General features: G+C 71.9%; 22 protein-coding genes. 3 read left to right on the top strand and 19 right to left on the bottom strand.

From position 1 onward, the window contains the following. Positions 1–51: 51 nt before the first annotated feature. The 7 genes from AL072_RS23170 to AL072_RS23140 are packed head-to-tail and all read right to left on the bottom strand — an operon-like array spanning position 52 to position 7,981. Positions 52–2,829, bottom strand: coding sequence for a GGDEF domain-containing phosphodiesterase (locus tag AL072_RS23170; RefSeq protein ID WP_052710178.1), 2,778 nt, complete (start codon positions 2,827–2,829; stop codon positions 52–54). A gap of 16 nt (positions 2,830–2,845) precedes the next feature. Beyond that, complete coding sequence (locus AL072_RS36035; protein ID WP_052710179.1) at positions 2,846–4,609, bottom strand: methyl-accepting chemotaxis protein; 1,764 nt, start codon at positions 4,607–4,609, stop codon at positions 2,846–2,848. Next, complete coding sequence (locus AL072_RS23160; protein WP_052710180.1) at positions 4,606–5,127, bottom strand: DoxX family protein; 522 nt, start codon at positions 5,125–5,127, stop codon at positions 4,606–4,608. Before AL072_RS23160 ends, AL072_RS36035 begins: the two co-directional genes overlap by 4 nt. Continuing rightward, positions 5,124–5,990: an HvfC/BufC N-terminal domain-containing protein gene (locus AL072_RS23155; protein ID WP_052710181.1), complete on the bottom strand. Its 867-nt coding sequence runs from the start codon at positions 5,988–5,990 to the stop codon at positions 5,124–5,126. The genes AL072_RS23160 and AL072_RS23155 overlap by 4 nt, the downstream gene beginning before the upstream one ends. Further along, positions 5,980–6,951 (bottom strand): MNIO family bufferin maturase, encoded by a 972-nt coding sequence (gene bufB / locus AL072_RS23150; RefSeq protein ID WP_052710182.1) that lies wholly within the window; start codon positions 6,949–6,951, stop codon positions 5,980–5,982. The genes AL072_RS23155 and bufB overlap by 11 nt, the downstream gene beginning before the upstream one ends. 4 nt (positions 6,952–6,955) lie before the next feature. Next, positions 6,956–7,255: a BufA1 family periplasmic bufferin-type metallophore gene (locus AL072_RS23145; RefSeq protein ID WP_045583739.1), complete on the bottom strand. Its 300-nt coding sequence runs from the start codon at positions 7,253–7,255 to the stop codon at positions 6,956–6,958. A gap of 60 nt (positions 7,256–7,315) precedes the next feature. Further along, positions 7,316–7,981, bottom strand: a complete 666-nt coding sequence (locus AL072_RS23140; RefSeq protein WP_045583740.1) for a peroxiredoxin-like family protein — start codon at positions 7,979–7,981, stop codon at positions 7,316–7,318. 133 nt (positions 7,982–8,114) lie between these two features. Between AL072_RS23140 and AL072_RS23135 the strand changes: the two genes are divergently transcribed. Continuing rightward, a complete protein-coding gene (locus AL072_RS23135; protein ID WP_045583741.1) occupies positions 8,115–9,017 on the top strand; it encodes a LysR family transcriptional regulator in 903 nt (300 codons plus the stop codon). A gap of 232 nt (positions 9,018–9,249) precedes the next feature. Here the strand turns inward: AL072_RS23135 and AL072_RS23130 are convergent, their stop codons facing one another. Further along, entirely contained in the window at positions 9,250–10,044 is a 795-nt protein-coding gene (locus tag AL072_RS23130; RefSeq protein ID WP_200909922.1) for an alpha/beta fold hydrolase, read from the bottom strand. A 127-nt stretch (positions 10,045–10,171) separates the two neighbouring features. Between AL072_RS23130 and AL072_RS23125 the strand changes: the two genes are divergently transcribed. Beyond that, complete coding sequence (locus tag AL072_RS23125; RefSeq protein ID WP_045583743.1) at positions 10,172–10,645, top strand: MarR family winged helix-turn-helix transcriptional regulator; 474 nt, start codon at positions 10,172–10,174, stop codon at positions 10,643–10,645. 25 nt (positions 10,646–10,670) lie between these two features. On the opposite strand, the gene AL072_RS23120 is transcribed toward AL072_RS23125, so the two are convergent. Next, complete coding sequence (locus tag AL072_RS23120) at positions 10,671–11,000, bottom strand: nuclear transport factor 2 family protein (protein ID WP_045583999.1); 330 nt, start codon at positions 10,998–11,000, stop codon at positions 10,671–10,673. A gap of 182 nt (positions 11,001–11,182) precedes the next feature. Between AL072_RS23120 and AL072_RS23115 the strand changes: the two genes are divergently transcribed. After that, a complete protein-coding gene (locus tag AL072_RS23115; RefSeq protein ID WP_245636988.1) occupies positions 11,183–12,076 on the top strand; it encodes a LysR family transcriptional regulator in 894 nt (297 codons plus the stop codon). Positions 12,077–12,114: 38 nt separating this feature from the next. Here the strand turns inward: AL072_RS23115 and AL072_RS23110 are convergent, their stop codons facing one another. From AL072_RS23110 to AL072_RS23065, 10 genes are all read right to left on the bottom strand, one after another. Continuing rightward, the gene (locus AL072_RS23110) at positions 12,115–12,909 is read right to left on the bottom strand and encodes a polysaccharide deacetylase family protein (RefSeq protein ID WP_045583745.1); all 795 of its coding nucleotides are present in this window, start codon (positions 12,907–12,909) and stop codon (positions 12,115–12,117) included. Then, complete coding sequence (locus tag AL072_RS23105) at positions 12,906–14,069, bottom strand: glycosyltransferase family protein (RefSeq protein ID WP_045584000.1); 1,164 nt, start codon at positions 14,067–14,069, stop codon at positions 12,906–12,908. Before AL072_RS23105 ends, AL072_RS23110 begins: the two co-directional genes overlap by 4 nt. 29 nt (positions 14,070–14,098) lie before the next feature. After that, positions 14,099–14,725 carry a histidine phosphatase family protein gene (locus AL072_RS23100; RefSeq protein WP_045583746.1) on the bottom strand — a complete coding sequence of 209 codons (627 nt, stop codon included), beginning with the start codon at positions 14,723–14,725 and terminating at the stop codon, positions 14,099–14,101. Continuing rightward, on the bottom strand, positions 14,722–15,858 hold the full coding sequence (locus AL072_RS23095; protein ID WP_045583747.1) for a glycosyltransferase family 4 protein: 1,137 nt from the start codon (positions 15,856–15,858) through the stop codon (positions 14,722–14,724). The genes AL072_RS23100 and AL072_RS23095 overlap by 4 nt, the downstream gene beginning before the upstream one ends. Then, a complete protein-coding gene (locus AL072_RS23090) occupies positions 15,855–17,132 on the bottom strand; it encodes a glycosyltransferase (RefSeq protein WP_045583748.1) in 1,278 nt (425 codons plus the stop codon). The genes AL072_RS23095 and AL072_RS23090 overlap by 4 nt, the downstream gene beginning before the upstream one ends. Further along, complete coding sequence (locus tag AL072_RS23085) at positions 17,129–18,436, bottom strand: glycosyltransferase family protein (RefSeq protein ID WP_045583749.1); 1,308 nt, start codon at positions 18,434–18,436, stop codon at positions 17,129–17,131. The genes AL072_RS23090 and AL072_RS23085 overlap by 4 nt, the downstream gene beginning before the upstream one ends. A 268-nt stretch (positions 18,437–18,704) precedes the next feature. Then, on the bottom strand, positions 18,705–19,907 hold the full coding sequence (locus tag AL072_RS23080; protein WP_245636987.1) for an ABC transporter permease: 1,203 nt from the start codon (positions 19,905–19,907) through the stop codon (positions 18,705–18,707). Continuing rightward, the gene (locus AL072_RS23075) at positions 19,904–20,935 is read right to left on the bottom strand and encodes an ABC transporter permease (RefSeq protein WP_045583750.1); all 1,032 of its coding nucleotides are present in this window, start codon (positions 20,933–20,935) and stop codon (positions 19,904–19,906) included. The genes AL072_RS23080 and AL072_RS23075 overlap by 4 nt, the downstream gene beginning before the upstream one ends. A 6-nt stretch (positions 20,936–20,941) precedes the next feature. Further along, the gene (locus AL072_RS23070) at positions 20,942–22,879 is read right to left on the bottom strand and encodes an ABC transporter substrate-binding protein (protein WP_045583751.1); all 1,938 of its coding nucleotides are present in this window, start codon (positions 22,877–22,879) and stop codon (positions 20,942–20,944) included. Next, a complete protein-coding gene (locus tag AL072_RS23065) occupies positions 22,876–24,645 on the bottom strand; it encodes an ABC transporter ATP-binding protein (RefSeq protein ID WP_144428354.1) in 1,770 nt (589 codons plus the stop codon). Before AL072_RS23065 ends, AL072_RS23070 begins: the two co-directional genes overlap by 4 nt. Between the last annotated feature and the right edge of the window lie 53 nt (positions 24,646–24,698).

Below are 24,698 nucleotides of genomic sequence, written 5' to 3'. Positions count from 1 at the left end.
TAACCGGCAACGGGGCCGGCAACGGGGCCGGCAACGGGGCCGGTCCGCACCTCACGGGAGCGGGCCGGCCCCTTGCTGTGCCTGCCGGGCCAGCAGCGCGTCGGCATCGGCGACCGACAAGGGGCGGGCGAACAGGTAGCCCTGCGCATAGTCGCAGCCGATGCGGGTGACGACCGCCCGCTCGGCCTCGGTCTCCACCCCCTCGGCCACCACGTCCAGGCCGATGGTGTGGGCCAGCTCGACGATGCCGCGCAGCAGCGATTCCTGCCGCGGATCGCCGCCCAGCGCGCTGATGAAGCTCTTGTCGATCTTCAGCACGTCGAAGGGCAGCCGGCTGAGATGCGACAGCGAGGAATAGCCGGTGCCGAAATCATCCATGCACAGCTGCACCCCCAGCGCATGGAAGCGCTCCAGCGTGGCGCGGGCCTGGTCATGGTCGGTGACGGTCATGCTCTCCGTCACCTCGATCTTCAGCCCGGCCGCCCGGCCGTCGGCCAGCATGGCCAGCAACTCCTCGATATGACGCTCGTCCCACATCTGGCGGGCCGACAGGTTGACGTTGACGGTCAGCCCGCCGCCGCCCGCCGCCGCCCGCCAGCGGCCGAGCTGCGCCACCGCCTGTTCCAGCACATGCCGGCCGAGCGGCAGGATCTGGCCGGTTTCCTCGGCGATGGGGATGAATTGCGCCGGACTGATCGGGCCGAGGTCGGGATGGCGCCAGCGCACCAGCGCCTCGAACCCGACCAGACGCCCTTCGGGCAGCGTGACGATCGGCTGGTAGACCAGGAAGATGTCGCCGTCGTCGATCGACCGCACCAGATCCTGCTGCAGGCGGTTGCGGATCAGGATCGCCTCGCGCAGGGAGGCGTCGAACAGGACGGTCTGGCGCCTGCCGCGTTCCTTGGCGCGATAGAGCGCGATGTCGGCGTCCCGCAACAGCCGGTCGGGATCGCCGCCGGTCCCGTCATCCACCGCCAGCCCGATGCTGAGCCCGACCCGCAATTCCATGCCGCCGACGCAGAGCGGGCGCTGGAAGGCGGCCTCCAGCGCCTGCGCGCGGGCCATCGCCTCCTCCTGCCCGGCCGGAACCGTCAGGACGAACTCGTCGCCGCCCAGCCGGGCGACGAACTCCCCGGGGGCCAGCAAGGCCGAGATGCGGTCGGCCGTGGCGATCAGCACCATGTCGCCGACCGCATGGCCCAGGCTGTCGTTGATCGTCTTGAAGCCGTCGAGGTCGAGGAACAGCAGCGCCAGCCCGGCCCGCTTCTCCGGCTGCTCCTCCGACTGGCGGTCATGCAGCCAGCGCACCAGGAAGGCGCGGTTGGGCAGGCCGGTCAGGAAATCATGGGTGGCCTGATGGACCAGCCGCGCCTCGTAGTCCTTGCGGTCGCTGACGTCGGCGGCCGAGCCGGCCAGCCGGACCAGCCGGCCGTCCGTCCCGCGGGCGACGATGCCGCGCAGATGGATCCAGGCTTCTTCGCCGCCCGGCGATGCCATTTGCTCGCCGCTCTGCTGCTGCGGGGGCGGGGGCACCCGGAACTCGATCTCGAAGACGGTGCCGTCGGCCCCCCGTTCGCCCTGGCGCAGGGCGGCGAGGAAGGCGCGGCGGTCGTCGGGATGGATGCGCGCCAGCAGCGGCTCCAGGCAGGGGGCCACGCCCGGCCCCAGTTCGGTGTCCAGATCGAATCCCGGCGCTGGCGGCGGCGCATCCTCCGGATCGTCCGCGCCGCCCTCCGGCAGATGCAGCATCCGGCGCAGCCGGGGCGACAGGTACAGCGAATCGGTGAGGACATTCCAGTCCCACAGCCCGTCATTGGCGGCGGCGGCGGCCATGGCATAGCGGCGCTCGCTCTCGCCCAGGCGGCGGGACTTCTCCTCGATGGCGAAGAACAGGTTGCGCAAGGCCGCCCGGCTGCCTTCCAGGCTGCGGCCGAGCAGCCCCAGCTCGTCATGCCGGGTCCACAGGAACGGATGGTCGAGGTCGCGGCGGGCCAGCCGGCGGGCATCCTCCATCAGCCGGCCGAGCGGACGGAGGATGCGGCTGCGGGTGAACCACACCGCCGCCCCCGCCAGCCCGAGCACCAGCACGCCGATGATGCCGCCGCCCATCGTCATCATCCGCTGAAGCTGTTCGATTCCCGTCAGGTTGGCGGCGGTCAGCCGGGCGCGCTGCAGGCTGAGATGGCTGTTGAGCGCGGCCAGCCCCTTGACCGCGTCGCGGCGGCAGGCGTCGAAGGCCTCGGCGGAGATGGCGCCTGCCGGATCGGTGAGCTGCACCTCGATGGCGTCGAGGAAGGCGGCGATGGCGGCGATCGCCTTCGCCTCGTCCTCCGTCGGCGTGGCGATGTCGCGGTAGATGCCCAGGTTGGCGCGGGCGAGATCCAGCGACCGCTCCAGCTCCGCCCGTACCGCGGGATCGGTGGCGGCACGGCCCTCCTGGAACCGGTCGATGACGCCGCCGAGACCGAGATGCCCGCGGACCTCCGACAGGGCGTCGGACCGGGTGGCGGCCTGGAGATCATAGTCGCGCCAGCCGTCGGCCACCGACTCCATGCCGCGCACCAGCTGGACACCGACCGCCAGCATCACCACCAGACAGACCACCAGCGCCGTCGTCAGCAGCAGCGACGACCGCGCGATGGTCAGGTTGAAGCGCCGGCCCCGCGCTGCCGGACGCGACTCCGGAGGGGCCTGCGGACGCCCCTCCTGCCTGCCGGACGGCCCATGCGCATCTGGGAGCGCGGCGTGCGGTGAAGTGGCGGGCGGCGAACTGGACGACGGGGGTCCGGCCACGGCCGCGATGGCGTCGTCCCTGGTGATATCGGTCACGCTGCCGTTTCCTTCCTCACCCCCGCAGGGTGTCCGAGAGGCGGTGCGTCGCGGCCTCCAGCCGCTGCGTCTCGCCGCCCAGCGATTGTGCCGCGGCAAGCATGCCGTCCGCAACCGTGCCGGCCTGTTCGGCGGCCTGCGCCACCTCGGCGATGGCGACGCTGACCGCACCGGCGGTGCCGGCCGTCTCCTGGATGTTGCGGGCGATCTCGCGCGTCGCCGCGTCCTGCTGGGTGACGGCGTCGGCGATCTCGCGGGCGATGCGGCAGACCTGCTCCAGGCTGCCGCCGATCCCCTGGATGGCGCCGACCGCGCCGTCGGTGGCGCTGCGGATCGTCTCGATCTGGCCGGTGATGTCCTCGGTCGCCTTCGCCGTCTGGCTGGCGAGATTCTTGACCTCCTGCGCCACCACGGCGAAGCCCTTGCCGGCCTCCCCCGCCCTTGCCGCCTCGATGGTGGCGTTCAGCGCCAGGAGGTTGGTCTGGCTGGCGATGGCGTTGATCAGCCCGACCACCTCGCCGATCCGTTGCACCGCCTCCGCCAGGCTGGCGACGGTGGCGGACGAGCGTTCGGCCTGCCCGGCGGCGGTCGTCGCCATGTCGACCGAGCCATGCACCCGCTGGCCGATCGCGGCGATCGAGGCCGACAGCTCCTCGGTCGCGGCGGCGACGGCCTGGACGGTGTCGGCGGTGCGGGCGGCGGCGGCGGACACCTCCTGCGTGCCGGCGATGGTCCGGCCGGAGGACTGCGCCAGCGTCTCCCCCGTCCGCCGCAGGGTGCCGGCCCGTCCGGTCAGCGCCCCGGCCAGCGTGCCGATCTCCGTCTCGAAGGCGCGCAGGCCGCGCTCCAGCTCCTCCTGGCGGCGGCGGTCGCGCTCGGCCTCGGCGCGCTCGCGCTCGCCCGCCGCGCGCAGCTGCACCAGCCCGTCGCGGAACACCTGGACGGTGCCGGCCATGGCGCCGATCTCGTCGCGGCGGCCGGCCAGCGGCACCTCCCCCTCCAGGTCGCCGCCGGCAAGCCGCTGCATCGCCGCGGCCAGCCGGGCCAGCGGGCGGACGATGCGGTGATGGGTGAACCAGAGGAACAGGCCGGCGATGGTCAGCAGCAGCGCCAGCGCCACCCCGCCGCCGCTCAGCACGGTGAGGTTCAGCGCGGCGATGCCGTCGCGGTTGGCCTCGCCCAGAGCGGCCCGGCCGCGCGTCAGCTCGCCGTTCAGCGTCCGCATGGCGGCGACCGCCGGTGCGGTGTCGAGCGCCGCGTCGCGGGCCAGCCGGTCGAGCGGCACATGGGCGGCCAGCGCCTTTTCCGCTCCCGACAGCTTGGCCTCCACCTGCACCAGCGTCGCGGCGACGGTGTCGAGCGCAGCGCCTTCCGCCTGGGTCAGGTCGCCGGCATAGCGGTAGACGTCGAGGTTGGCCGAGGCCGAGCGCAGGCTCTGCCGCACCTCGGCGGCGCGGGCCGGGTCGCCGGTCAGCAGGAAATCGCCGAAGCGGTGGATCACCCCGCCGAAGCCGAGCGCGCCGCGCAGGTCGGACAGCGCGTCCGCCTTGGCGGCGGCGCCGAGGTCGTAGGCGTTCCAGCGCTCGTCGACCTGGGCGATCCCGCGCACGGTGACGACGCTGACCGCCAGCACCAGCAGCAGCACGGCGATGAGGCCGGCGGACAGCAGCCAGCCGAGCCGGGCGATCTGCCGGTGCCCGGCTGGCCGGGCGGTCTGCTGTTGCCCGGCTGGCCGGGCGGGCTGCCGGTGCCCGGCGGCGGTCGAAACGGATGGGGTCACAGGCCGCCTCCCTTGCGATGGATCCAATGGTCGAGCGACAGCCGGCCGCCGCCGCGGACGACCAGGCCGGCGAGCAGGAGCATCCAGAAGTAATGTTGCGGATTGTTGAAGGCCGGATTCTGCGCGCCGAGCACGAACTGGATCACCATCGCCATCGCCAGCAGCGGCAGCGCCGCCAGCCGGGTCGCCAGCCCGAGCACCAGCAGCACCGGCATGGTCAGCTCGGTTGCCGTGGCCAGCAGCGCGGCGATGTCGGCGGGCAGGACCGGCACCCGGTATTCCTCCTGGAACAGAAAGAGCGTCGACGGCCAGTCGCCGATCTTCTGGAGGCCCGAGCGGAAGAAGATCGGCGCCATCGCCAGCCGGACCGCGAGGTCGAGCAGCGGGGCGGCATGGCGCTCGAGCCAGCCGGCGATCCGTCCGCCGGCATGCAGGGCGGCATGCAGGGCCGGCGTGGGCCATGCGGCGGCCGGCCCGGAGGGTGGAGCAGCGGGCCGGGTGGGCGGCAGGGACATCATGGCTCGTCTCCTCCGGCCGGCCCGGCATCCGGGCTCCCGTGGTCGAGAGCGAAGCCGGCCAGCAATCGGTTGTGCAGCAGCAGCGCCAGCAGGGACTGGAGGCCGGTGGCGGCCTCCTCGCCGTCCGGCATTTCTCCGTCCGCCATCTCCCCGGCCGCCATCTCCCCGGCCGCCATCTCCCCGGCCGCCGATGCTGCTTCGGCAAGCGCCTCGTCCAGGGTGGCGCCGGACAGGAGGTGCGCGGCCAGCACGCCGTCTTCGGCCGAAAGCCGGGCGCAGCGCACCTCGCCGTCGGTCCGGCCGACCAGCACCGCCTCCGGTTCGGTCCGGGCAACCGCGGCCTCGTCCCGCCACAGCGCATGGACGGTCCAGTCCGAGCGCAGCAGGCGGACCGACGGGTGCGGCATCAGCCGCAGCGCCCCGGCCCGTTCGGGCGGGACCGCGGCGAGACGGCCGGGATCGAGCGGTTCGGCATCGGCGGCGAACAGCGCCTCGTGCATCGCCCAGTCCAGCCGGGCGAGGTCGGGCAGCCAGGGCGGCGCGCCCTCCCCTCCCCTCCGCTCCAGCCAGTCGGCGAAGCCGCCGCCGTAGCTCCACAGCATCGGTTGCCGCGGCGGATGCTCCAGGACGAAGCGGGTGGCCAGCGCGGTGAAGCGGTCGCAACCGACGGCGCGCCGCGCGGCGGGATGGGCATTGCCCAGCACGTCGGCCAGCGACCCGACCACGGTGTTGCGGTAGACCGCGAGCCGGCCCGGCGGCAGGTCCGGGCGCAGGGCGCCGGCGACGGCCGGGTCGCCCCGCAGCAGGAAGGCGGTGAAGTCCCGTTGCAGCGTGGCCAGCGTGGCCTGCGTCTCAGTGGGCATGACGGCCGCTCCGCACCGCGGGGTCGAGCAGCCGCTGCGCCCGTGCCGCCTCGGCCAGCAGCCCGTCCAGCTCCGGCAGGTCGGTGTCCCACTCGATCAGCGTCGGGCGCGGACCGATCCGGTCCAGCGCCACGGCGAACAGCGCCATGACGGCGTCGCCGACGGCGCTGCCATGGTCGTCGATCAGCAGCTCCTCGCCGCCGACGGTCAGGCGGGCATGGCCGGCGAGATGGTATTCGCCCACCGCGTCGGCGGGGATGGCGTCCAGCCAGCCGGCCCGGTCGAAACCAAGATTGACCGACGAGACATAGAGGTTGTTGATGTCGAGCAGCAGGCCGCAGCCGGTGCGGGTCACCAGCTCCGCCAGGAATTCGGCTTCGGGAATCACGCTGCCGGCGAAGGCGAGGTAGGCCGACGGGTTCTCCACCAGGATGCGGTGGCCCAGCGCGTCCTGGGCATGGTCGAGGTTGCGGCAGACCCGGTCCAGGCACTCCTCGCTGTAGGGCAGCGGCAGCAGGTCGTTCAGATAGGCATCCCCCTTGGCGCCTGGGCCGGTACTTGCCCCGATGCTCCAGGAGAGATGTTCGGAGACCAGCCCCGGTTCCAGCCGGGCATAGAGGGCGCGCAGCCGCAGAAGATGGTCCGGATCCAGCCCGCCGGCACTGCCCAGCGACAGGCCGACGCCGTGGCAGCCGATCGGCCGGTCGCGGCGCACCCGCTCGATCCCGGCCAGCCGGGGGCCGCCCGGCACCAGGTAGTTTTCCGAATGGATCTCCACCCAGGGGGCGGGAAGGCCGGCCGCGACGAACGCCTCCCGATGCGGCTCGCGCAGGCCGATGCCGGCCGCGGCCGGAACCGGGGCCGGAACCGGGGCCGGAACCGCGACCGGAGCCGGAGTTGCCCGGTCCAGGACGGGGCCGGCGGCGCGGGCCGCAGCAGGGGGAGGCGTCGTCGCGGCCATGGCGTCAGGCCTTCTTCTTCGGGTTGGCGCCCTCGAACGGCTTCAGCTGGCCGTTCTCCGCGGCGCAGGTGCCGGCCTTGACCAGCTTCCAGTCGCCGCCGTCATAGGTCAGGCTGGTGTTGCCGGCGCAGGAATGCAGGCCCTTGGCGTGGGCGCAGCCGTTCTCGCCGGCCTTGGAGATGCCGTAGCACTTCTCCATGTTGGCCTGCTGCGCCGCGGCCGGGCCGGCCAGCAGGGTCAGGGCGCCGGCAAGCGCGCCGGCGACGGGGAGCAGGGCCAGGGTCTTGGTGCGCGTGGCGGTCATGGGTCGACGATCCTCTCTGTCGGGTGGGTGTTCGGCGCTGTTGCGCCATGAGGTCCGGCGCTAGTGCGCCGGGACGCGGTCGTGCAGCAGGTCGACGAGCGACTGCGGCTCCGGGCGTTGGGTGTAGTCGGCGTCGATGCTGGCGAAGCGCACGATGCCGCTGGGCGCCAGCAGGTAGGTCGCCGGAATGGAGAGATGCCAGGGCTGTCCGGGCGGGCAGCCGTGCCGGATGCCGAGATCGACGCCGCGGTCGCGATAGAAGTCCCGCATGTCGTCCGGCACCCGGTAGACGAGGCCGTAGCTGCGCGCCACCATCGCCCCGCGGTCGGACAGGATGTCGAAGTCGAGCGCGTTGCGCTCCGCCATCGACAGGCTGTGGTCCGGCAGCTCCGGCGACACCGCGACCAGCCGCGCGCCGGCGGCGGTCAGTTGCGGCAGCGCCAGCTGCATGGCCCTGAGCTGTGCGCAACAATAGGGACACCATTCGCCGCGGTAGAACAGCAGCACCACCGGCCCGCGCGCCAGCGTCTCGTACAGCGAGACGGTGCGGCCCTGCTGGTCGGGCAGCGCGAAGTCGGGGGCCTGCAATCCGGGGCGCAGCGCCCCCAGTTCCGCCCCGCGCGCCTTCAGGTCGGCGACGACCCGGTCCAGCATCGCCACCGCGTCCGGCGACACGACCTTTCCGGCCTGCGCACGAATGTTGCGGAGTTGTCGTTGCAGGCGCATCTCGCATTTCCCGTCGGCTTGTTCAGCAAGGCCATCCTGTCGGAGAGCGGGCTTGCAAAACATGGGGGTGTGCGCACAAGATCTTTGCAAGAAATGCAAGAATATGCCCGGCGATAACCGGCGGAGGGGAAGAATGGACCGGCTGGACGACCTGACGGTGCTGGTGGAGGTGGTGGACGGCGGCAGCCTGTCGGCGGCGGCGGAACGGCTTGGGCTGTCGGCCTCGGCGATCAGCCGGCGCATCGCGCAGATGGAGAACCGGCTGGGCACGCGCCTGCTGGCGCGGACGACGCGGCGGGTCGCGCTGACCGATGCCGGCGCTACCTTCTGCCTGCGCGCCCGCGCCATCCTGGCGGCGCTGGACGAGGCGGAACAGGCGCTGACCGAAATGAACGAGGAGCCGCGCGGGACGTTGCGCATCACCTTGCCGGTGATGTTCGGCCAGATGCTGGTGGCGCCGCTGCTGCCCTCCTACCTGAAGCGGTATCCCGGCGTCACGCTGGAGGCGAGCCTGAGCGACCGCAACGTCCGGCTGGTGGACGAAGGCTTCGATCTGGCGGTCCGCATCGGCCGGCTGGCCGATTCGTCGCTGATCGCCCGGCGGCTGCGGTCGATGCGGCGCCGGGTGGTGGCGAGCCCCGGCTATCTGGAGCGCCACGGCACGCCGCAGGTGCCGGCCGACCTCGCCCGCCACGACTGCCTGACGCTGATGACCGGCAGCGGCCGGCCGGAATGGGAGTTCCTGGTCGACGGCGTCCGCGAAACCCTGCGCCCCAACGGCAGCTTCCAGGCCGACAATCTGTGGATGCTGCGGCATGCCGCCGTCGGCGGGCTGGGGCTGGTGCGGCTGGGCGACTTCATCGTCGAGGACGACATCAAGGCGGGCCGGCTGGTGCCGGTGCTGACCGCGCAGGAGCTGACGGACGAGGCCATCCATGCCGTCTATCCCGCGACCCGCCACGTCTCGCCGAAGGTCCGGTCCTTCATCGAGCATCTGCTGGCCGGGCTGGCGGGACTGGCGGATGGGGAGGCCTGATCGTCCCCCCTCCCCCGGGAAGCGCGCGGCCGCCCGGATGCGGGTTCGGTTCGGCCTGGACTTCCCGGTTGCGCCGACTGCCGAGAGTCGTGGGCCATGATGCCGGATTCGGCACCGCCTCATCCCCGCCGCTGCCGCCCGCTTCGATGAGGAGCACGCGGCAGCCGGGGCGGAACGATTCATCGCATGGACCCTTTGGCAGGCAGAGAGAACGGTCCGACGAAGCCGGTGCCTACGGCGAGACCGCGCCCGACTGTTGGGCCGCCTCGTCGATCACCGTCGCGACCACCTCTGACTGCGTGAAGTAGACGGCATGGCTGGCCGGGACGTTCGTGACCTTCGCGCCGATGCGCTTCGCCATGTCCTGGAGCATCCGCTGATCGAACGCCTTGTCCTCCGTCGCGATCACCGCCCAGCTGGGCCTGGTCCGCCAGGCGGCATGCTGGAGCTTCACGCCGAAGCTCGCCAGATTGATCGGAACCTGCGACGCCTTCAGGAAATCGACGTCGGCCTTCGTCGCATCCGCCGCGAAGCCGGCGGCGAAATTGTCGGGCTTGATGAAGCCGAAGCCGTCCTCGCTCTTCTCGATGACGAATTCGGGCGGTGTCGTATAGCCGTCATATTGCTGCGCCGTGGTCTCGCCGGCGTCGGGCGACAGGGCGGACACATAGACCAGCCCACGCACCTTGGGATGGAGACCGGCTTCGGTGATGACGGTGCCGCCCCAGCTGTGGCCGACCAGGACGGCGGGACCATCCTGCCTGTCGAGCGCGCGCCGTGTGGCCGCCACATCGTCCGCGAGGGAGGTGAGCGGATTCTGGACGATCGTGACCCGGTATCCGCGGTTGGTCAGATCCTCATGGACCTTCCGCCATCCCGATCCGTCGGCAAAGGCGCCATGGACAAGGACGACATTCCTGACAGCCGCCCGATCGACGTGCTGGCCGGTCGGCTGCGCCTGCGAGACCGACGGCGGCAGGGTGACGACCGAAGCGGCCAGGATCAGGGCCTGAAGCATGGTCTTCATGTTTTCCTCCATTCAATTGCGATAACTGTTATCGCGATAATCGTTTGTATCCTTGGCGCGCTCTCTTGTCCAGGAAAATTTATCGCGATATATGTCAGCGGAAGATGCACTGCGAAGGGAGCAACCCATGTCGGATGTGGACAAGCCGCCGGTACCGCTGGAGGAGCAGCTCTGCTTCGCGATCTACTCGGCCGGCATCGCCATCCAGCGGGCCTACAAGCCGCTGCTGGACGCCCTAGGCCTCACCTATCCGCAATATCTCGTGCTCAACATCCTGTGGCGGGAAGACGGACAGACGGTCGGGAACATCGCCCAGCAGCTTGCGCTTGAATCCAGCACGCTGACGCCTCTGCTCAAACGCCTCGAGGCTGCGGAACTGATCCATCGCACGCGCAACCCGGCCAACGAGAGGCAGGTGATCGTGTCGCTGACGGCCAAGGGGGTGGCCCTGCGCTCCAGGGCGGGTTGCCTGGGCGATACCTTGCTCCTCGCCTCGGGGGCGTCGCCCGCCGCCTTGGGGAAGCTCAACCGCGAGATCGCGCAGCTGCGGGATGCCGTTTACGCGCATATCGGCGGCTGGACGTCACCCGACGCACATTGATTGGCCTCCTGCCGATCGACTCCGGTCATGGAACGATCTCCAGCCCGGCGATCCCGTCGCCATCCAGGACGAAGAAATAGCGCAGGTTCGTGGGGCTGCCCGGGAAATTGCCTTCCAGGCGGCTTGTCACCACCGTTCGGCCGCCCTCGGTCGCGATGGCGAAGGGGGCGACGGTGTAGCTGTAGGCGGTCGAGGTGTCCGCCTTCCATGACCGGATGGCGTCGCGCCCGCGATGTGTCTTTCCTTCATCCCTCACCACGGCGTCCCGGGTGAAACACCGGGCAACGCGGTCGGCATCCCTGGTTGCGTCGGCAGCGAAATAGCCGGCAATCGCACCGGGCAGTTCGATGGTCATGGTCATCTCCGTCGTCATCTTTCGGCCCTGTCCGGAGAAGACGGCACCAAGAGCCTTCCGAAGCTGTGGCGCCGTCCATCCCGACCTGATGTCCTGACAGATTACGACTGGACCCGTATCGGCATAACCGGGATAAACCGGGATGTACCGTCACGACAATCGGGACAATCATGCGCAATGGATTGATCGAGCTGGATTCGGTGGTCGCCATCATGCGCCGTGGATCCTTCCGCGCGGCTGCGCTGGAACTCGGCATGTCGACCACGGCGCTCAGCAACGCGATCGGCAAGCTGGAGCGGGAGCTTGGGGTCCGCCTGTTCAATCGCACGACCCGCAGCGTCTCCCTGACCGACGCCGGGCGGCAGTTCGTGGACAGAATCGGCCCGGCGCTCCAGGACATCCATGAGGCGATGGAAACCGCCCGGTCGCAGCAGGACACGCCATCGGGCGTCTTGCGCATCAATGGCTTTGCCGCGGCCGCGCGTGAGATCCTTCCGCTCCTGCTCCAGTTCCTGCGGCTCTATCCGCAGGTCCATGTCGACCTCGTCACCGAGGGCCGGCTCGTCGACATCGTCGCGGACGGCTTCGATCTCGGCATCCGCACCGCGGACCTCGTCCCCAGCGACATGATCGCGGTGCAGCTCGGTCCGCGCCGCCGGTATGCGGTGGTTGCATCACCGGGCTATTTCCGGACCAGGGACCGGCCGAGATCGCCCTCCGACCTGCTTTCCCATCCGTGCATCCGCGTAAGGCTGCCCAATGGAGCGCTTTTCCGCTGGCAGTTCGAGAAGGGTGGACAGCCGGTCCAGATCGACGTGGACGGCCCGATCACCCTGGACGAGGCCAGCCTCGCCCGCATGGCGGTGCTGGAGGATGTGGGGATCGGATTCTTCATGGAGTCCGACGTTCAAGGCGACCTTGCCGCCGGCCGCCTGGTTCGCATCCTCGAAGACTGGACTCCGCCACTGGAACAGCTTTGCCTCTACTATCCCAGCCGGCGACACTCGTCCGCCGCGTTCAAGGCATTCATTGACCTTGCCAGGAAATTCGCCGCTTCAACGACCGCGGCGGCTTGATCGTCGCCGCAGGGGTCCGCTGCTCCCCGATTCCCCGATCAGGTCCGGGAGAGGTCGGCGATGGACGGCCAGACCAAGGCCGAATGGCCGGCGAGACGGTCGAGCAGGCGGTCCAGCAGATCCCAGATCGCCGCATCGTGGACGCGGTGATGGCTCAGCAGGCCGATGGGCTCGTCCGGGTCGCGCAGCGCGTCCCGCCGGCCCTCCCGCCTGTCGCGCAGCTCGCGCAGCAGGCCGGCGAGCAGCGCGTCCGGCGCCACCGCCGAGCGGCCGCCGCGCCAGTCGATCAGATCCAGGTGGGTGTTGACCCAGGCGAGGCCGTCGCGCCGGCGCGGCGCCGGGCCGAAGCCCGACACGGCATGATAGCCGGCGGCGGCCAGCAGGGCGGGCATGTCGGCGGCCATGCGGTTCCAGGGCGGCACGAACAGCGGCAGCAGCCGCTCGCCGAACAGGGCGCGCAAGGCGTGCAGGCCGCGTTCGGCGTCGTCCCGGCGGACCGCGGCGGGGCGTTCGGGGCCGAACTCGCACTTCTTGGCGCCGGGAGCGGCATGGTCGGCATGGGACCAGCCATGGACCAGCGGGGTGACGTGCATGCTGCCGGCCAGCGCCCCGGCCAGCGCCCCGGCCAGCGACGGCTGCGCATCGGCCGGGATGACGGCGAGGCCGAGCGGGATGCCGGCCCCGGCCGTGCGGGACAGCAGCCGGTCGAGCGCCGGCCCGGCGGCAACCGCGTCGTCGTCGCGCAGCCACAGCGCGCAGCGCCGGCCGAGGCCGCTCCAGCGCGCCAGCTCGTCCTCGACCGCGCTCCAGCCGTTCTCGCTCCAACCGGTCATCGGCGTTTCTCCGCCAGCAGGGTTTCGACGATCCCGACGCTGCGCGCCGCGCCGGCCAGCGACGCCGGATCGAGCGGCGGGATGCGCCGGCCGAGGACGGAGGCCAGGGCGCGGGCGAGGCTGTCGGGCGTCAGCTCCGCCTCGCGCAGCATGGCGATGCCGGGGCGGCGGGCCAGGATGGCGGCGCGCATGGTCTGTTCGACCTCCTTGCCGTCCTCGAAGGGACAGAAGACGCTGGGGACGCCGACGGTGAGGCAGTCGAGCGCGGTGTTGTAGCCGCAGCGCCCGACCGCGGCGGCGGCGCGGCCCAGCAGGGCGCGGAAGTCGGGACGCACCGGCTCCACCACCAGCCGGCCGGGCGGCGCCATCGCGCGCAGCCGGGCGGCCGGCGCCCCGTCACCCGCCCAATCGTCCTTCGCCACCAGCAGGCGCCAGCGATGGGGAAGCGCGCCGGAGGCGGCGCAGCGGGCGGCGGCCTCGAACAGCGGGCGGCCGACCGGCCCGCCGCCGGCAGTGACCAGGATCTCGCCCTGCCCGTCCGTGCCGCCGTCCGCTGCCGGCGGCGGCGGGACGACGAAGCCGGTGTAGCGCAGCAGCGGCCGCATCGCCGGGGTCAGCGGCCAGCTGTCCTCCAGCGGCACGACGGCGGGGTCGGAATGGACCAGCACCCCGTCGTAGAAGCGCGCCAGCCGCCCTTCCGTCTCCGCCACCCGCGCCGGCTTGGAGGGCGGAGCCAGGATGTCGCGCACCGACGCCAATGTGAGCGGCGGGCGGGTTTGCGCGCGGGCGCGCTCCAGCAGGGCGTCGAACTCGGCGGCGAGCGCGCGGCGGCCGAAGGGGAACAGTTCGGTGATCAGCACGTCGGGACGCAGCCGGTCGAACAGGCCGGTCAGCATCGCCCGCCGCGCCGCGAAGGTGCCGGCATCGGCCGGGCTGCCGTCGGCCGCGAGCAGCGTGGCGAAGTCGGCCCCGTCGCTCGCCAGCGGTGGCAGCTGGTGCAGGGTCGCCCCCCCGCTGCCGAGATGGGGGGCCGGGCGTCCGCCGCTGACGACGTCGACGCTCCAGCCGCGACCGGCGAAGGCCTCGGCCAGCGCGAGCGCGCGGCTGAGATGGCCGGTGCCCAGCAGATGGGTGACGACGATCATGAGACGATTGGGCATGAGACGATTGGGCATGAGACGTGCGGGCATCAGAGGCATGGCAGGCGTTCCCCGGTCCGCTCGCCGGCCGGCCGCAGGGTGCCGTCGGCGGCGAGCGTCATCGCATACAGCCGCTCGCGCTTGACCGGCACCGGCGGCGGGCCGCGGAAGTCCCAGCTCCAGGCGAGCGCCAGCGCCACCCGCATCACGCCGATATGGCTGACGACCAGATGCGCGCCGGCCCCCTCCCCTGCCCCCTCCCCGGCCCGCTCGCTCGCCAGCTCCTTCAGCCAGCCGGTCAGGCGGTCGCGCAGGTCGGCCGGGCTCTCGCCGCCGGGCGGGCGGAAGTCCCAGCCCCATTGCTCGATGTCGCGGTAGCCGCTGGCCGGATCGGCGCGCAGCGCGGCGCCGTGCCGGCCCTCCCAGGCGCCCCAATCCATCTCGATCAGCCGGGCGTCGGTGCGCACCGGGCGTCCGCCGCCGAGCCGCCGCGCCGTCTCCACCGCGCGCGACAGCGGGCTGGCATGGAGGACGGCGTCGCGCCACGCCTCCGGCAGGGCGAGGCGGTCGAGACGGTCGCGGCCCTCCGCGTCGAGCGGGATGTCGGTGCGGCCCTGGATGCGCCCTTCCCGGTTCCAGCCGGTGACGCCATGGCGCAGGAAGGCCAGCCGGATCATGCTGCGGCCGCGACCGTCAGGCCGGACAGCAGGGCGCGCAGCCGCTCCGCCGCCGTGCCCAGGCCGTGATGCGCCTCGACATAGGCGCGGGCCGTACCGCGCAGCGTCGACAGGGTTGCCGGGTCGGCCAGCAGGTCGGCCACCGCCGCGGCATACGCCTCCGGCGCCGGGCCGGTCAGCCGTCCGCCGATGCCGTCGCGGATGACGGTGGCGGGGCCGGGGCCGTCGACCGCGACCACCGGGACGCCATGGGCCTGCGCCTCCAGATAGACCATGCCGAAGGCCTCGTTCAGGCCGGGCCACAGCATCAGGTCGGCGGCGCGGTAATGCCCGGCCAGCCCGTCGGGCGGACAGGCGCCGTGGCGGCGCACCCGCTCGCCGAAGGGGGCGAACAGCGCCGCCACCTCCCACGCCGCGGCGCCGTCGCCGACGATGTCGAGGGTCCAGGGCAGGTCGGCCAGCCGGGCGAGCGCGCTCGCCAGCAGCCGGTAGGAGGCCAGCTTGTCGCCCGGCCGCATCATGGCGACGGTCAGCAGGCGCGCGGGCCGGGGCTGCGGCGGCGGATCGGAGGGAACCGCGGCGGGCAGGTCGAGGAAGGGGGGCAGCATCGCCACGCGCTGGCCGGGAGGGGCGTAGTCCTCCACCGCCCGGCGGTCGCGGGCGCTGACGCAGAGCACGAGGTCGGCCGCCTCGACGGCCGCCTCGGCGGCGGCGGCGAAGCCGGCCCAGGGGCCGGTCAGCCGCTTGCGGGCGCGGGTCGCCTCCACCACCACATAGGGGATGCCGAGCGTGCGCGCCATCGCCGGCCCGATCAGGTCGGGCGCCTTGTAATAGACATGGTAGCTGAGCCACAGCGCCGGGCGCCGCGCCGGATCGGCGGCATAGAGCGCCCGCAGCCGGTCGCGTTCGACCCCGGCGGCGACCTTCAGGCTGGCCTGGATCACCGCGTCGCCGGTGCCGTCATAGACGCGCAGGCCGCTCGCGACCTCCACGGCGGCGCCCGCCCGCTCCAGCGCGCGCAGGAGCAGCCGCGCCATCTGGCGGTCGCCGGAGGGAACCGGATGGTCGATCGGCTTCAGCGGGGCATAGAAGGCGACGGGGGAGGCGATGGAGGACTGAGGGGAACCGGTCACGCCGCGGCCTCCTCCAGCCGGCGGACCAGACGGTCGATGCCGGCGGTCATGCCGAATTCGGCGCGCAGCCGGTCATAGGCGGCGTCGCCCAGGCGCCGGCGCAGCGCCGGGTCGGCGGCCAGCCGTTCGAGGCCGGCGGCGACGGCGGGCGGGCTGCCGTCGGTCAGCAGGCCGTGCACGCCGTCGGCGATGAATTCGGGGATCGCCGCCACCGCGGTCGACAGGATGGCGAGGCGCTGGCTCGCCGCCTCCATCAGCACGTTGGGCAGCCCGTCGCGGTCGCCGTCGCCGGCCACCACGCTGGTCAGCACGAACAGGTCGGCCCGCCGCAGCGCCGCGATCACCGCCGCCTGGTCCTGCGAGCCGCGCCAGTCGATGCGCTCCGTCAGCCCCAGCCGTTCGGCCTGGGCGCGCAGGGCCTGCTTGAGGTCGCCCGAGCCGATATGGACCAGCCGCCAGTGCAGGCCGTCCGGCAGCATCGCCAGCGCGTCGAGCAGCCGGTCGTAGCCCTTCTTCTCCACCAGCCGGCCGACCGACAGGATTTCCACCGCGCGGTCGGGGGCGGTGCCGTCCTGCGGCACTGCTGCGGCCGTCCGGTCGGGCGGGGCCGGGAAGCGGCCGAGGTCGAGGCCGTGATAGACGAGGTCGATGCGCCCCGGCTCCGCCGCCAGCCCGCGCAGATGGGCCGCCCCGACCGCGGTGCAGGTGGCGCCGAAGCGGGCGTCGGCCAGCTTCTCGCGCTTCTCCCACTCCGGCGTGGTCCAGATGTCCTTGGCATGGGCGGAGAAGCCCCAGCCGATGCCGCGGATCGCCGCGGCATAGCGCCCGACCGAGGCCGGCGTGTGCAGGAAATGGGCGTAGATGAACGGGGTGCCGGCCGGCAGCTCCGCCGCCAGGACCAGCGCCTGCCCGAAGCGGCGCACCCGGTTGGCGCTGCGGTCGCGCATCAGGTCGCGCAGCCACGTGAGCGCCGTCCGCCCGAGGCGGGCCGGATGGCGGCGGACCAGCAGGCCGAGCGCGCGCAGCACCCGCCGCGGCTCGTCGCGCAGATATTCCGGCAGGTAATGGACCGGGGCGGTGATGCGGTCGTGCAGGGCGTGGCGGCGGGTGTCGGTCGGATGGCGCAGCGACCAGATCGCCAGATCGATCCCGCGTTCCTGGAAGGCGAGAAGCTCCTGGGCGATGAAGGTCTCCGACAGGCGGGGGTATCCCTTCACCACGACGGCCAGCGGCGACCCGGATAACCGTCCGTCCGTTCCCTGTCCCGGCATCATGCGCGGCTGCCCAGGCCCGCGCGGGAGAGGCTGGCCGCGGCCCGGCGGATCGGCGTCACGCAGGCGGCCTCGTCCGCGGCATCGGCGCCCAGCAGCTCGCGCGTCAGCGCGACGATGCGGTCCAGTCCGCCGAGCAGTCCGGGCAGCGGGCTGGCCGTCGGCGGCGGCTGTCCGGGCAGCGCGCGGATGGCGGCGGCCATCGCCAGCGGGTCGGCGCCGTCGCGGTCGCTGTCCAGCGTGCGGAGCAGGCCCAGCGCCTCCGCCGCCTCGGCGCGGATGCGTTGCTCCAGCCGCGGGCGGGTGCGCGGGGCAAGCACCGACGGCTTGTCGAAGGACAGGATCTCGCAGAAGGTGTTGTAGCCGCCCATCGCCACCACGCCGACCGCGCCGGCATAGAGGTTTTCCATGCGGGAATGGAAATCCAGCGCCTCGACCCGCCCCTTCAGCCGGCGGATCCGGCGGGCGAACTCCCTGCGGCGGGAATCCTCCAGGAAGGGGCCGTAGACGATCAGGGCGCGGGGCCCCAGGCCGGGATCGGCCTCGTAGGCGGCGATGGTCCAATCCACCAGGGCGGCGCCGTCGCCGCCGCCGCCGGGCGTCACCAGCACATAAGGTTCCCCCACGGAGTGATCCCCGGCCCGGCCGGCGGTGCCCTCCGTCGGCTCGCGCCGCAGATAGCCGGTGTAGCGCACCCGGCCGGCGATCTCCGGCGGCAGGTCCAGCCCGTCGAGCGGGCGGTAGATCTGCGGCAGGCCGTAGATCCACAGCTGGTCGTAATAGCGGTCGACGGCGGCCATCGCCTCCTTGCGCTCCCATTCCGGCTGGAGCGCTTCGGGCGCGTCCAGCACGTCGCGCAGGCCGAGCACGATGCGGGTGTCGCCGGCCGCCCGCATCTCCTCCAGCGCCGGCAGGAACTCGCCGTGCAGGCCGGTCGGTTCCTTGTCGACGATGGCGAGCGTCGGGCGGAAGGCGCGGGCCGTCGCCCGGATGATCTCCGCCCGGATGCCGGTGGTCTCCTCGATCGGCAGTCCCAGGTTGCGCGCGGTGTAGCCGCCATCCTGCGTCTTGACCACGCCCGGCAGCCGGACATGGTCGACCCGCTCCGGAAAATCGAAGCGGCCGGCGACGGGGGATCCCGTCAGGATCAGTGCCGAGGCGTCGGGAAAGGCCGAGACCAGGGCCTGGGCGATCGTCCGCGACCGCCGCAGATGCCCCAGCCCGAAGGTGTCGTGGCTGTAGAGCAGGATGCGCGGCGGCGTCCGGTCGGGATGGATGGACCGAAGGGGGGGCTGTGGCTGGTGCATGCTCGGACACTCCGCTTCAGCTATGCTTCGGAACCGAAAATCCGTTGCAGAACAAATCGCTGCGTTCGTCTGAGGACCGGCTCGGCCCTGGTGGTTGCGGGGCTTGTCCAGGCACCGGCGGCAGTGCTCCAGCCTGGACAGAACCCCTCACATGGATTGTGCTGCGCATCAAGCCGACTTCCGGCCGAGCCTTAGCAAACCACCTATGCCTTTTTGCATAGATGCGGTGTCCGGCCCGCGCCGCCCCCGCCGTCCCCCCGCCCCGCTTTCAATCGCCATGATAGGGATCCAGCGCATCACGCAGCCCGTCGCCGAAGAAGTTGAAGGACAATACGACGAGGATCACCGGGAGCATCGGCAATGACACCCAGGGATAGGTTTCCACCGCCATCAGGTTCTGGGCGTCGTTCAGCATCACCCCCCAGCTGGTCGCCGGCGGGCGCAGGCCGAGCCCGAGGAAGGACAGCGCCGTCTCGCCCAGGATCATCGCCGGGATCGACAGGGTGGCGCTGGCCAGCAGGTGGCTGGCGAAGTTGGGCAGCAGGTGGCGGCGGATGATCCGCGCCGGGCTGGCGCCCATCAGCTCCGCCGCCATGACGAAATCCTCCTCGCGCAGAGCCAGGAAGCGCGAGCGCACCGCGCGGGCCAGCGACGGCCAGTCGAGCAGCCCGAGGATGACGGAGATGCACAGGAACACCGTCACCGGGCTCCATTGCGCCGGCACCGCGGCCGACAGCGCCAGCCACAGCGGCAGCTCCGGCAGGGATTTCAGGATCTCCGACAGGCGCTGCACCCCGGCATCGATCCAGCCGCCGAAATAGCCCGCCATCCCGCCCAGCGTGATGCCGATGACGAAGGACACGGCGATGCCCAGAAGCCCGACGGTCAGCGACAGCTGCGCCCCGATGGCGAGGCGCGACAGCATGTCCCGGCCCAGCCGGTCGGTGCCCAGCAGGTGCAGGGTCGCCCCCTCCGGCGGGCAGACCAGCCGCATCCGCGCCTCCACCAGCCCCAGGAAACGGTAGGGGGCGCCCTGGCAGAAGAACTCCAGCGGCATCGGCCGGCTGTCGTCGACCTCGTAGCGCCAGCGATACTCCTTCAGGTCGGGCCGGCCGGTGGTCGGATAGACGAAGGGGCCGACGAAGCGGCCCTCGTGGAACAGGTGGACCCCCTGCGGCGGGGCATAGAGATGCTCGACGTCGCGTTCGTTGGCGCCGTAGGGGGCGAGGAAGTCGACGAAGGGCAGGCTGAGATAGGAAAGGCCGAGGAACAGCGCGGCCAGCACCGCCAGCCGGTGGCGCAGGAAGCGCCGCAGCATCAGCCGCCCGGCGGAGGCCTGCGCGTCGAAGCGGGTCGCCGGCCCGTCCGGCCGTTCCGGGTCGGGATAGGGCCGGCTGTCGACGTAATGGGTCCAGCCGCCGCCCGTGCCCGCGTCCTTCATGCCCGGGTCCTTCATGCCGGTGCCTTTCATGACCGCGCCTTCCTTCCCTTGCCGAGCCGGATGCGGGGGTCGAGCAGGGCGAGCGCGATGTCGGAGATCAGCATGCCGACCAGCACGAGAAGCGAGATGAACATCAGGATGAAGCCCGACAGGAAGATGTCCTGCGCCCGCAGCGCCTCCAGCAGCGCCGGCCCGATGGTCGGCAAACTCAGCACCACCGAGATCAGCACCGATCCCGACACCAGCGACGGCAGCAGCGAGCCGATGTCGGAGACGAAGGGGTTCAGCGCCATGCGCAGCGGATAGCGCGCCAGCCGGCGCAGCGGCGGCACGCCCTTGGCCTTGGCGGTGACGACATAGGGCTTGCCGAGCTCGTCCAGCAGGTTGGCGCGCAGGCGGCGCACCATCGCGGCGGTGCCGGACAGGCCGATGACGATGGTCGGCACGATCAGGTGTTCCAGCACCGAGCCGATCTTGGCCCAGCTCATCGGCTGGTCCTCGTACTGGGCATCCATCAGCCCGCCGATCGGCAGGCCGAGCCATTTCTGGCCGTAATAGAGCAGGATCAGCGCCAGCAGGAAATTTGGGGTCGCCAGCCCGATATAGCCGATGGTGGCGGCGAGGTAATCGACCCAGCTGTTGGCGCGGATCGCCGCCAGCGATCCAAGCGGGAAGGACACCAGATAGACGAACAGCACGGCGGCGAGGTTGAGGATGACGGTGAACCACAGGGTTTCGCCCACCACCTCGGCCACCGGCCGGTTGAACTCGAACGACCAGCCGAGATCGCCCTGCAGCAGGCCGTTGAAGCCGTTCGGCCCCGGCCAGAGGCCGACCCAGACCAGATATTGTTCGGGCAGCGGCCGGTCCAGCGCATATTCGCGGCGCAGGAACTCCGCCTTGGCCAGCCCGGCCTCCTGGCCGGTGGCGCGCAGCTCGGCGATCTGGTTGGACAGATAGTCGCCGGGCGGCAGGTTGATGACGGTGAAGATCAGCATCGACACCACGGCCAGCGTCGGCACCATCACCAGCAGGCGGTGCAGGATGAAGCGCAGCATGGGCGGTCAGTCCTCCCGCCGGTGGACACCGGCCGGCTCCGGATCGGCCGGGCGGGCGTCGGCGAAATAGAACTCGTCGGGCCGGTAGATGCCGAGATAGGCGCCGGGATCCCACAGCCACAGCCCCTTGTCCGGCACGTTCAGCAGCCGGTCGGCCACCGCGATCGGCTGCGGCGTCTTCGACACCACGCCGATGGCGAAGATCTGGTCGGCGTGGATGTCGAGCAGCGCCGACCACAGGGCGCGCCGCTCGGTCTCGTCGGTGGTGCGGCGCCAGCGCCGGGCCAGATCCATCAGCTCCTGGGCGATCGGCAGGTCGATGGGTTCGCCGGCGCTGCCGGAGGTCTGGTAATACTGCCCCCATTTCGGCCAGCTGAAATTCTCCTGGGTCATCGGGGCCAGCTCCTCCGGGCTGCTGTGGGAGTCGGGCACGCCGTTGTCCCAGCCGCCCCACACCGCCATCATCGTCTGGCCGGCATAGACGCGGTTGCGCAGCACGTCGCGGTCGACCGTGCGCACCAGCAGCCGGACGCCGATGTCGCGCCAGGTCTCGGCGATGATCTGGAGGGCGTCCGCCACCTCCGGCTTCTCGCCCGCCGTCTCGACGATCACCTCCAGCGGGCGGCCGTCCGGCAGGTCGCGGTACAGCTCGCCGCGCTTGCGCGTCAGCCCGATGGCATCCAGCAGGGCTGACGCCTGCTTCGGGTCGTAGCCGGTCCACACCCCCCGGCGCTCCGGCTTGTAGAGCGGGCTGACGGGAAGCACGTCGACGCCGCTCTCATAGGCCAGCCCGAAGAAGAGCGAGCGGTTGACGATCCGGCGGTCGATGGCCATCGACAGGGCGCGGCGGAAGCGCACGTCGCGCAGCAGGGCGCGCCAGACCGGGTCGTTGTAGTTCAGGTTGGGGTAGAGGGCGATCTCCGCCGCCTTGCCCTCCGGCCACAGCAGGGTGCGGTAGTTGCCGCCGCCCTCCCCCGCCACCAGGACCGGCACCTGCGAGAAGGTCAGCCCCTCGGCCTGGAGGTCGGCCTTGCCGGTGGCGACCTGCGCCGGGATCAGCCCGCCGCCCATCACCGTGATGTCGAGCCCGTCGGCGTAGGGCAGCTGCATGCCGCGCGCGTCGAAGCGGTGGTAGTAGGGGTTGCGCTGGAACAGCAGATGGTTGCCGGTGCCCTTCGACAGCGCCATCCAGGGCTGGAGCGTCGGCTCCTCCGGGTTCTCCATCCGGAACATGTCGTCGCGGGCGTTGTGCAGGGCCGCCCAGTTGCGGACCTTGTATTTGGCCAGCAGCGGCGCCAGCTCCGCCTCCGCGGTGTAGCGGGCGTGGAAGCGCTTCAGGTAATGGGCCGGGCGGTAGATGAAGGGCGGCCGGGCTGCGGCCAGCGTGGGCAGGAAGAAGGGGTTGGGCTCCTGCCAGCGGAAGCGGGCGGTGACCGCGTCGGGAAAGCTGACCTCCGGCGGCTTGCCGTCGACCAGCATGAAGCGCGGCGGACCCGAGGGCGACAGCATGGGGTCGTTGGCGATGTCCTCCCACCAGTAGCGGATGTCGTCGCTGGTGAAGGGGGCGCCGTCGGACCAGCGGTGGCCGGCGCGCAGGGTGAGCGTGAAGTCGCGCCCGTCCACCACCGTCACATCCTTCAGGATGTCGGGCACCAGCTCGCGGTTCCGGTCGTAGCCGACCAGCCGGGCATAGCCGTAGAGCACGGCGATGCGGCTGTTGCGCCGCTGGGTGATGAAGCTGCGGATCCAGCCGCCGGAGCGGCCGAACTCGCGCCCCTTGGCGGCGAGATCGACGATCAGCGGCTCGTCCGGCATGCGCTGGCGGACCGGCGGCAGCAGGCCGTAGATCACCTGGTCGCGCAGCAGCGCCGGCTCCTGCGGGGTGAAGGCGGCGGCGGGGGTGGCAAGGGCGAGGAGCAGGAGCAGGAGGAGGAGGCGTCTCATGCCGCCCGCCTCGTCAGATGGCCCCGGACGAAATGGCCGGGCGCCGTCTCGACCAGGGGGGGCGGGGCACCGCCGGGGGAGGTGCGGAACGGCTCGGGCCACAGGTCGGGGGCGCCGGCGCCGAGCGCGACGGTGGCGATGTCGATCGGGCGGTCGACGTCCGGCTCCGGCGAGGCGGCGATCAGCGCGCGGGTGTAGGGGTGCAGCGGGGCGGAGAACAGGATGGCGGGCGGCGCCTGCTCCATCACCCGGCCGGCCCGCATCACCGCGACCCGGTCGGCCAGCCGCGCCACCACCGCCAGATCATGCGAGATGAACAGCAGGCTGAGGCCGAGCCGCCGCTTGATCGATTCCAGCAGGTCGAGCACCTGCGCCTGCACCGACACGTCGAGCGCCGAGGTCGGCTCGTCGCAGATCAGCAGCCGCGGCTCCAGCGCCAGCGCGCGGGCGATGCCGATGCGCTGGCGCTGGCCGCCGGAAAAGGCATGCGGGTAGCGGCTGGCACAGGCGGGGTCGAGCCCGACCTGTTCCATCAGCGCCCGCACCCGCCGCTTCCGCTCGCCGCGGTCGCAGACGCCGTGGATCGCCAGCGGCTCGGCGATGATCTCGCCGACGCTCATGCGCGGGCTGAGGGAGGCATAGGGATCCTGGAACACCATCTGGGCCCGGCGGCGGTAGGCGGTCAGCTCCGCCCCGGCGGCGGAGAGCAGGTCGAGCGGCGGTTCCCCGGCGGATGCCCGGAACAGCAGGCGGCCGCCGGGATCGGGCCGCTCCGCCAGCATGGCGAGCCGGGCCAGCGTCGTCTTGCCTGATCCTGACTCTCCGACGATGGCCAGCGTCTCGCCCCGGCGGACCGACAGGTCGATCCCGTCCAGCGCCCGCACCCGCGCCGCGCCGCGCTCGTAGGTCTTGGCGACGCCGTGGAATTCCAGGATGGCGTCGGGCGGGCCGTCGTCGGGAAGCGGGCAGACCATCTCGGGGATCGAGGGGGCGGCGGCCATCAGCTTGCGGGTGTAGCCGTGCAGCGGCCGGCCCAGCACGTCGGCGCAACATCCCGATTCCATCACCCGGCCGGCGCGCATCACCACCACCGCGTCGGCCATGTTGGCGACCACCCCCAGGTCATGGGTGACCAGCAGCACCGCCATGCCGGTCTCGGCCTGGAGCGCCTTGATCAGTTGCAGAACCTGGGCCTGGAGCGTGACGTCGAGCGCGGTGGTCGGCTCGTCGGCGATCAGCAGCTGCGGCCGGGCCACCATCGCCATGGCGATCATCGCCCGCTGGCGCAGGCCGCCCGACAGCTGGAACGGGTAGGAACGGAAGGCGCGGCCGGGATCGGGGAAGCCCACCCGCTCGAACATGGCGAGGCAGCGCTCGCGGGCGGCGGCGCGGGTGCAGTGGCCGTGCAGCCGCAGCACCTCCATCGTCTGGTCGCCGATGGTGTGCAGCGGCGACAGCGCGCTCATCGGTTCCTGGAAGATCATCGAGATGCGGCTGCCGCGGATGTCGCGCAGGCCGGCGCGGGACAGCCGCAGCAGGTCGGCGGCATCCTCCCCCCGGCCGAAGCGGATGGAGCCGCCACACACCTCCGCCCCGCGGGGCAGGATGCCGAGGATGCTGCGGCAGGTCAGCGTCTTGCCCGAACCGGATTCGCCGACCAGCGCGATGCTCTGCCCCGCCCCGACCGAGAAGCCGACGCCGTCCACCACCGGCCGGCCGCCCGGGGCGTTGCGGAACCGGATCGACAGATCCTCCACCTTCAGCATCTTGGTGTCTCCAGGCCGACGGCGTATCGGCATGACCATTGCCCAAACCCCCT

This window comes from Azospirillum thiophilum (assembly GCF_001305595.1).
Lineage (GTDB): Bacteria > Pseudomonadota > Alphaproteobacteria > Azospirillales > Azospirillaceae > Azospirillum > Azospirillum thiophilum.
The sequence above is the reverse complement of the archived record's forward strand: the minus strand, read 5'-3'. Positions and strand labels throughout refer to the sequence as shown.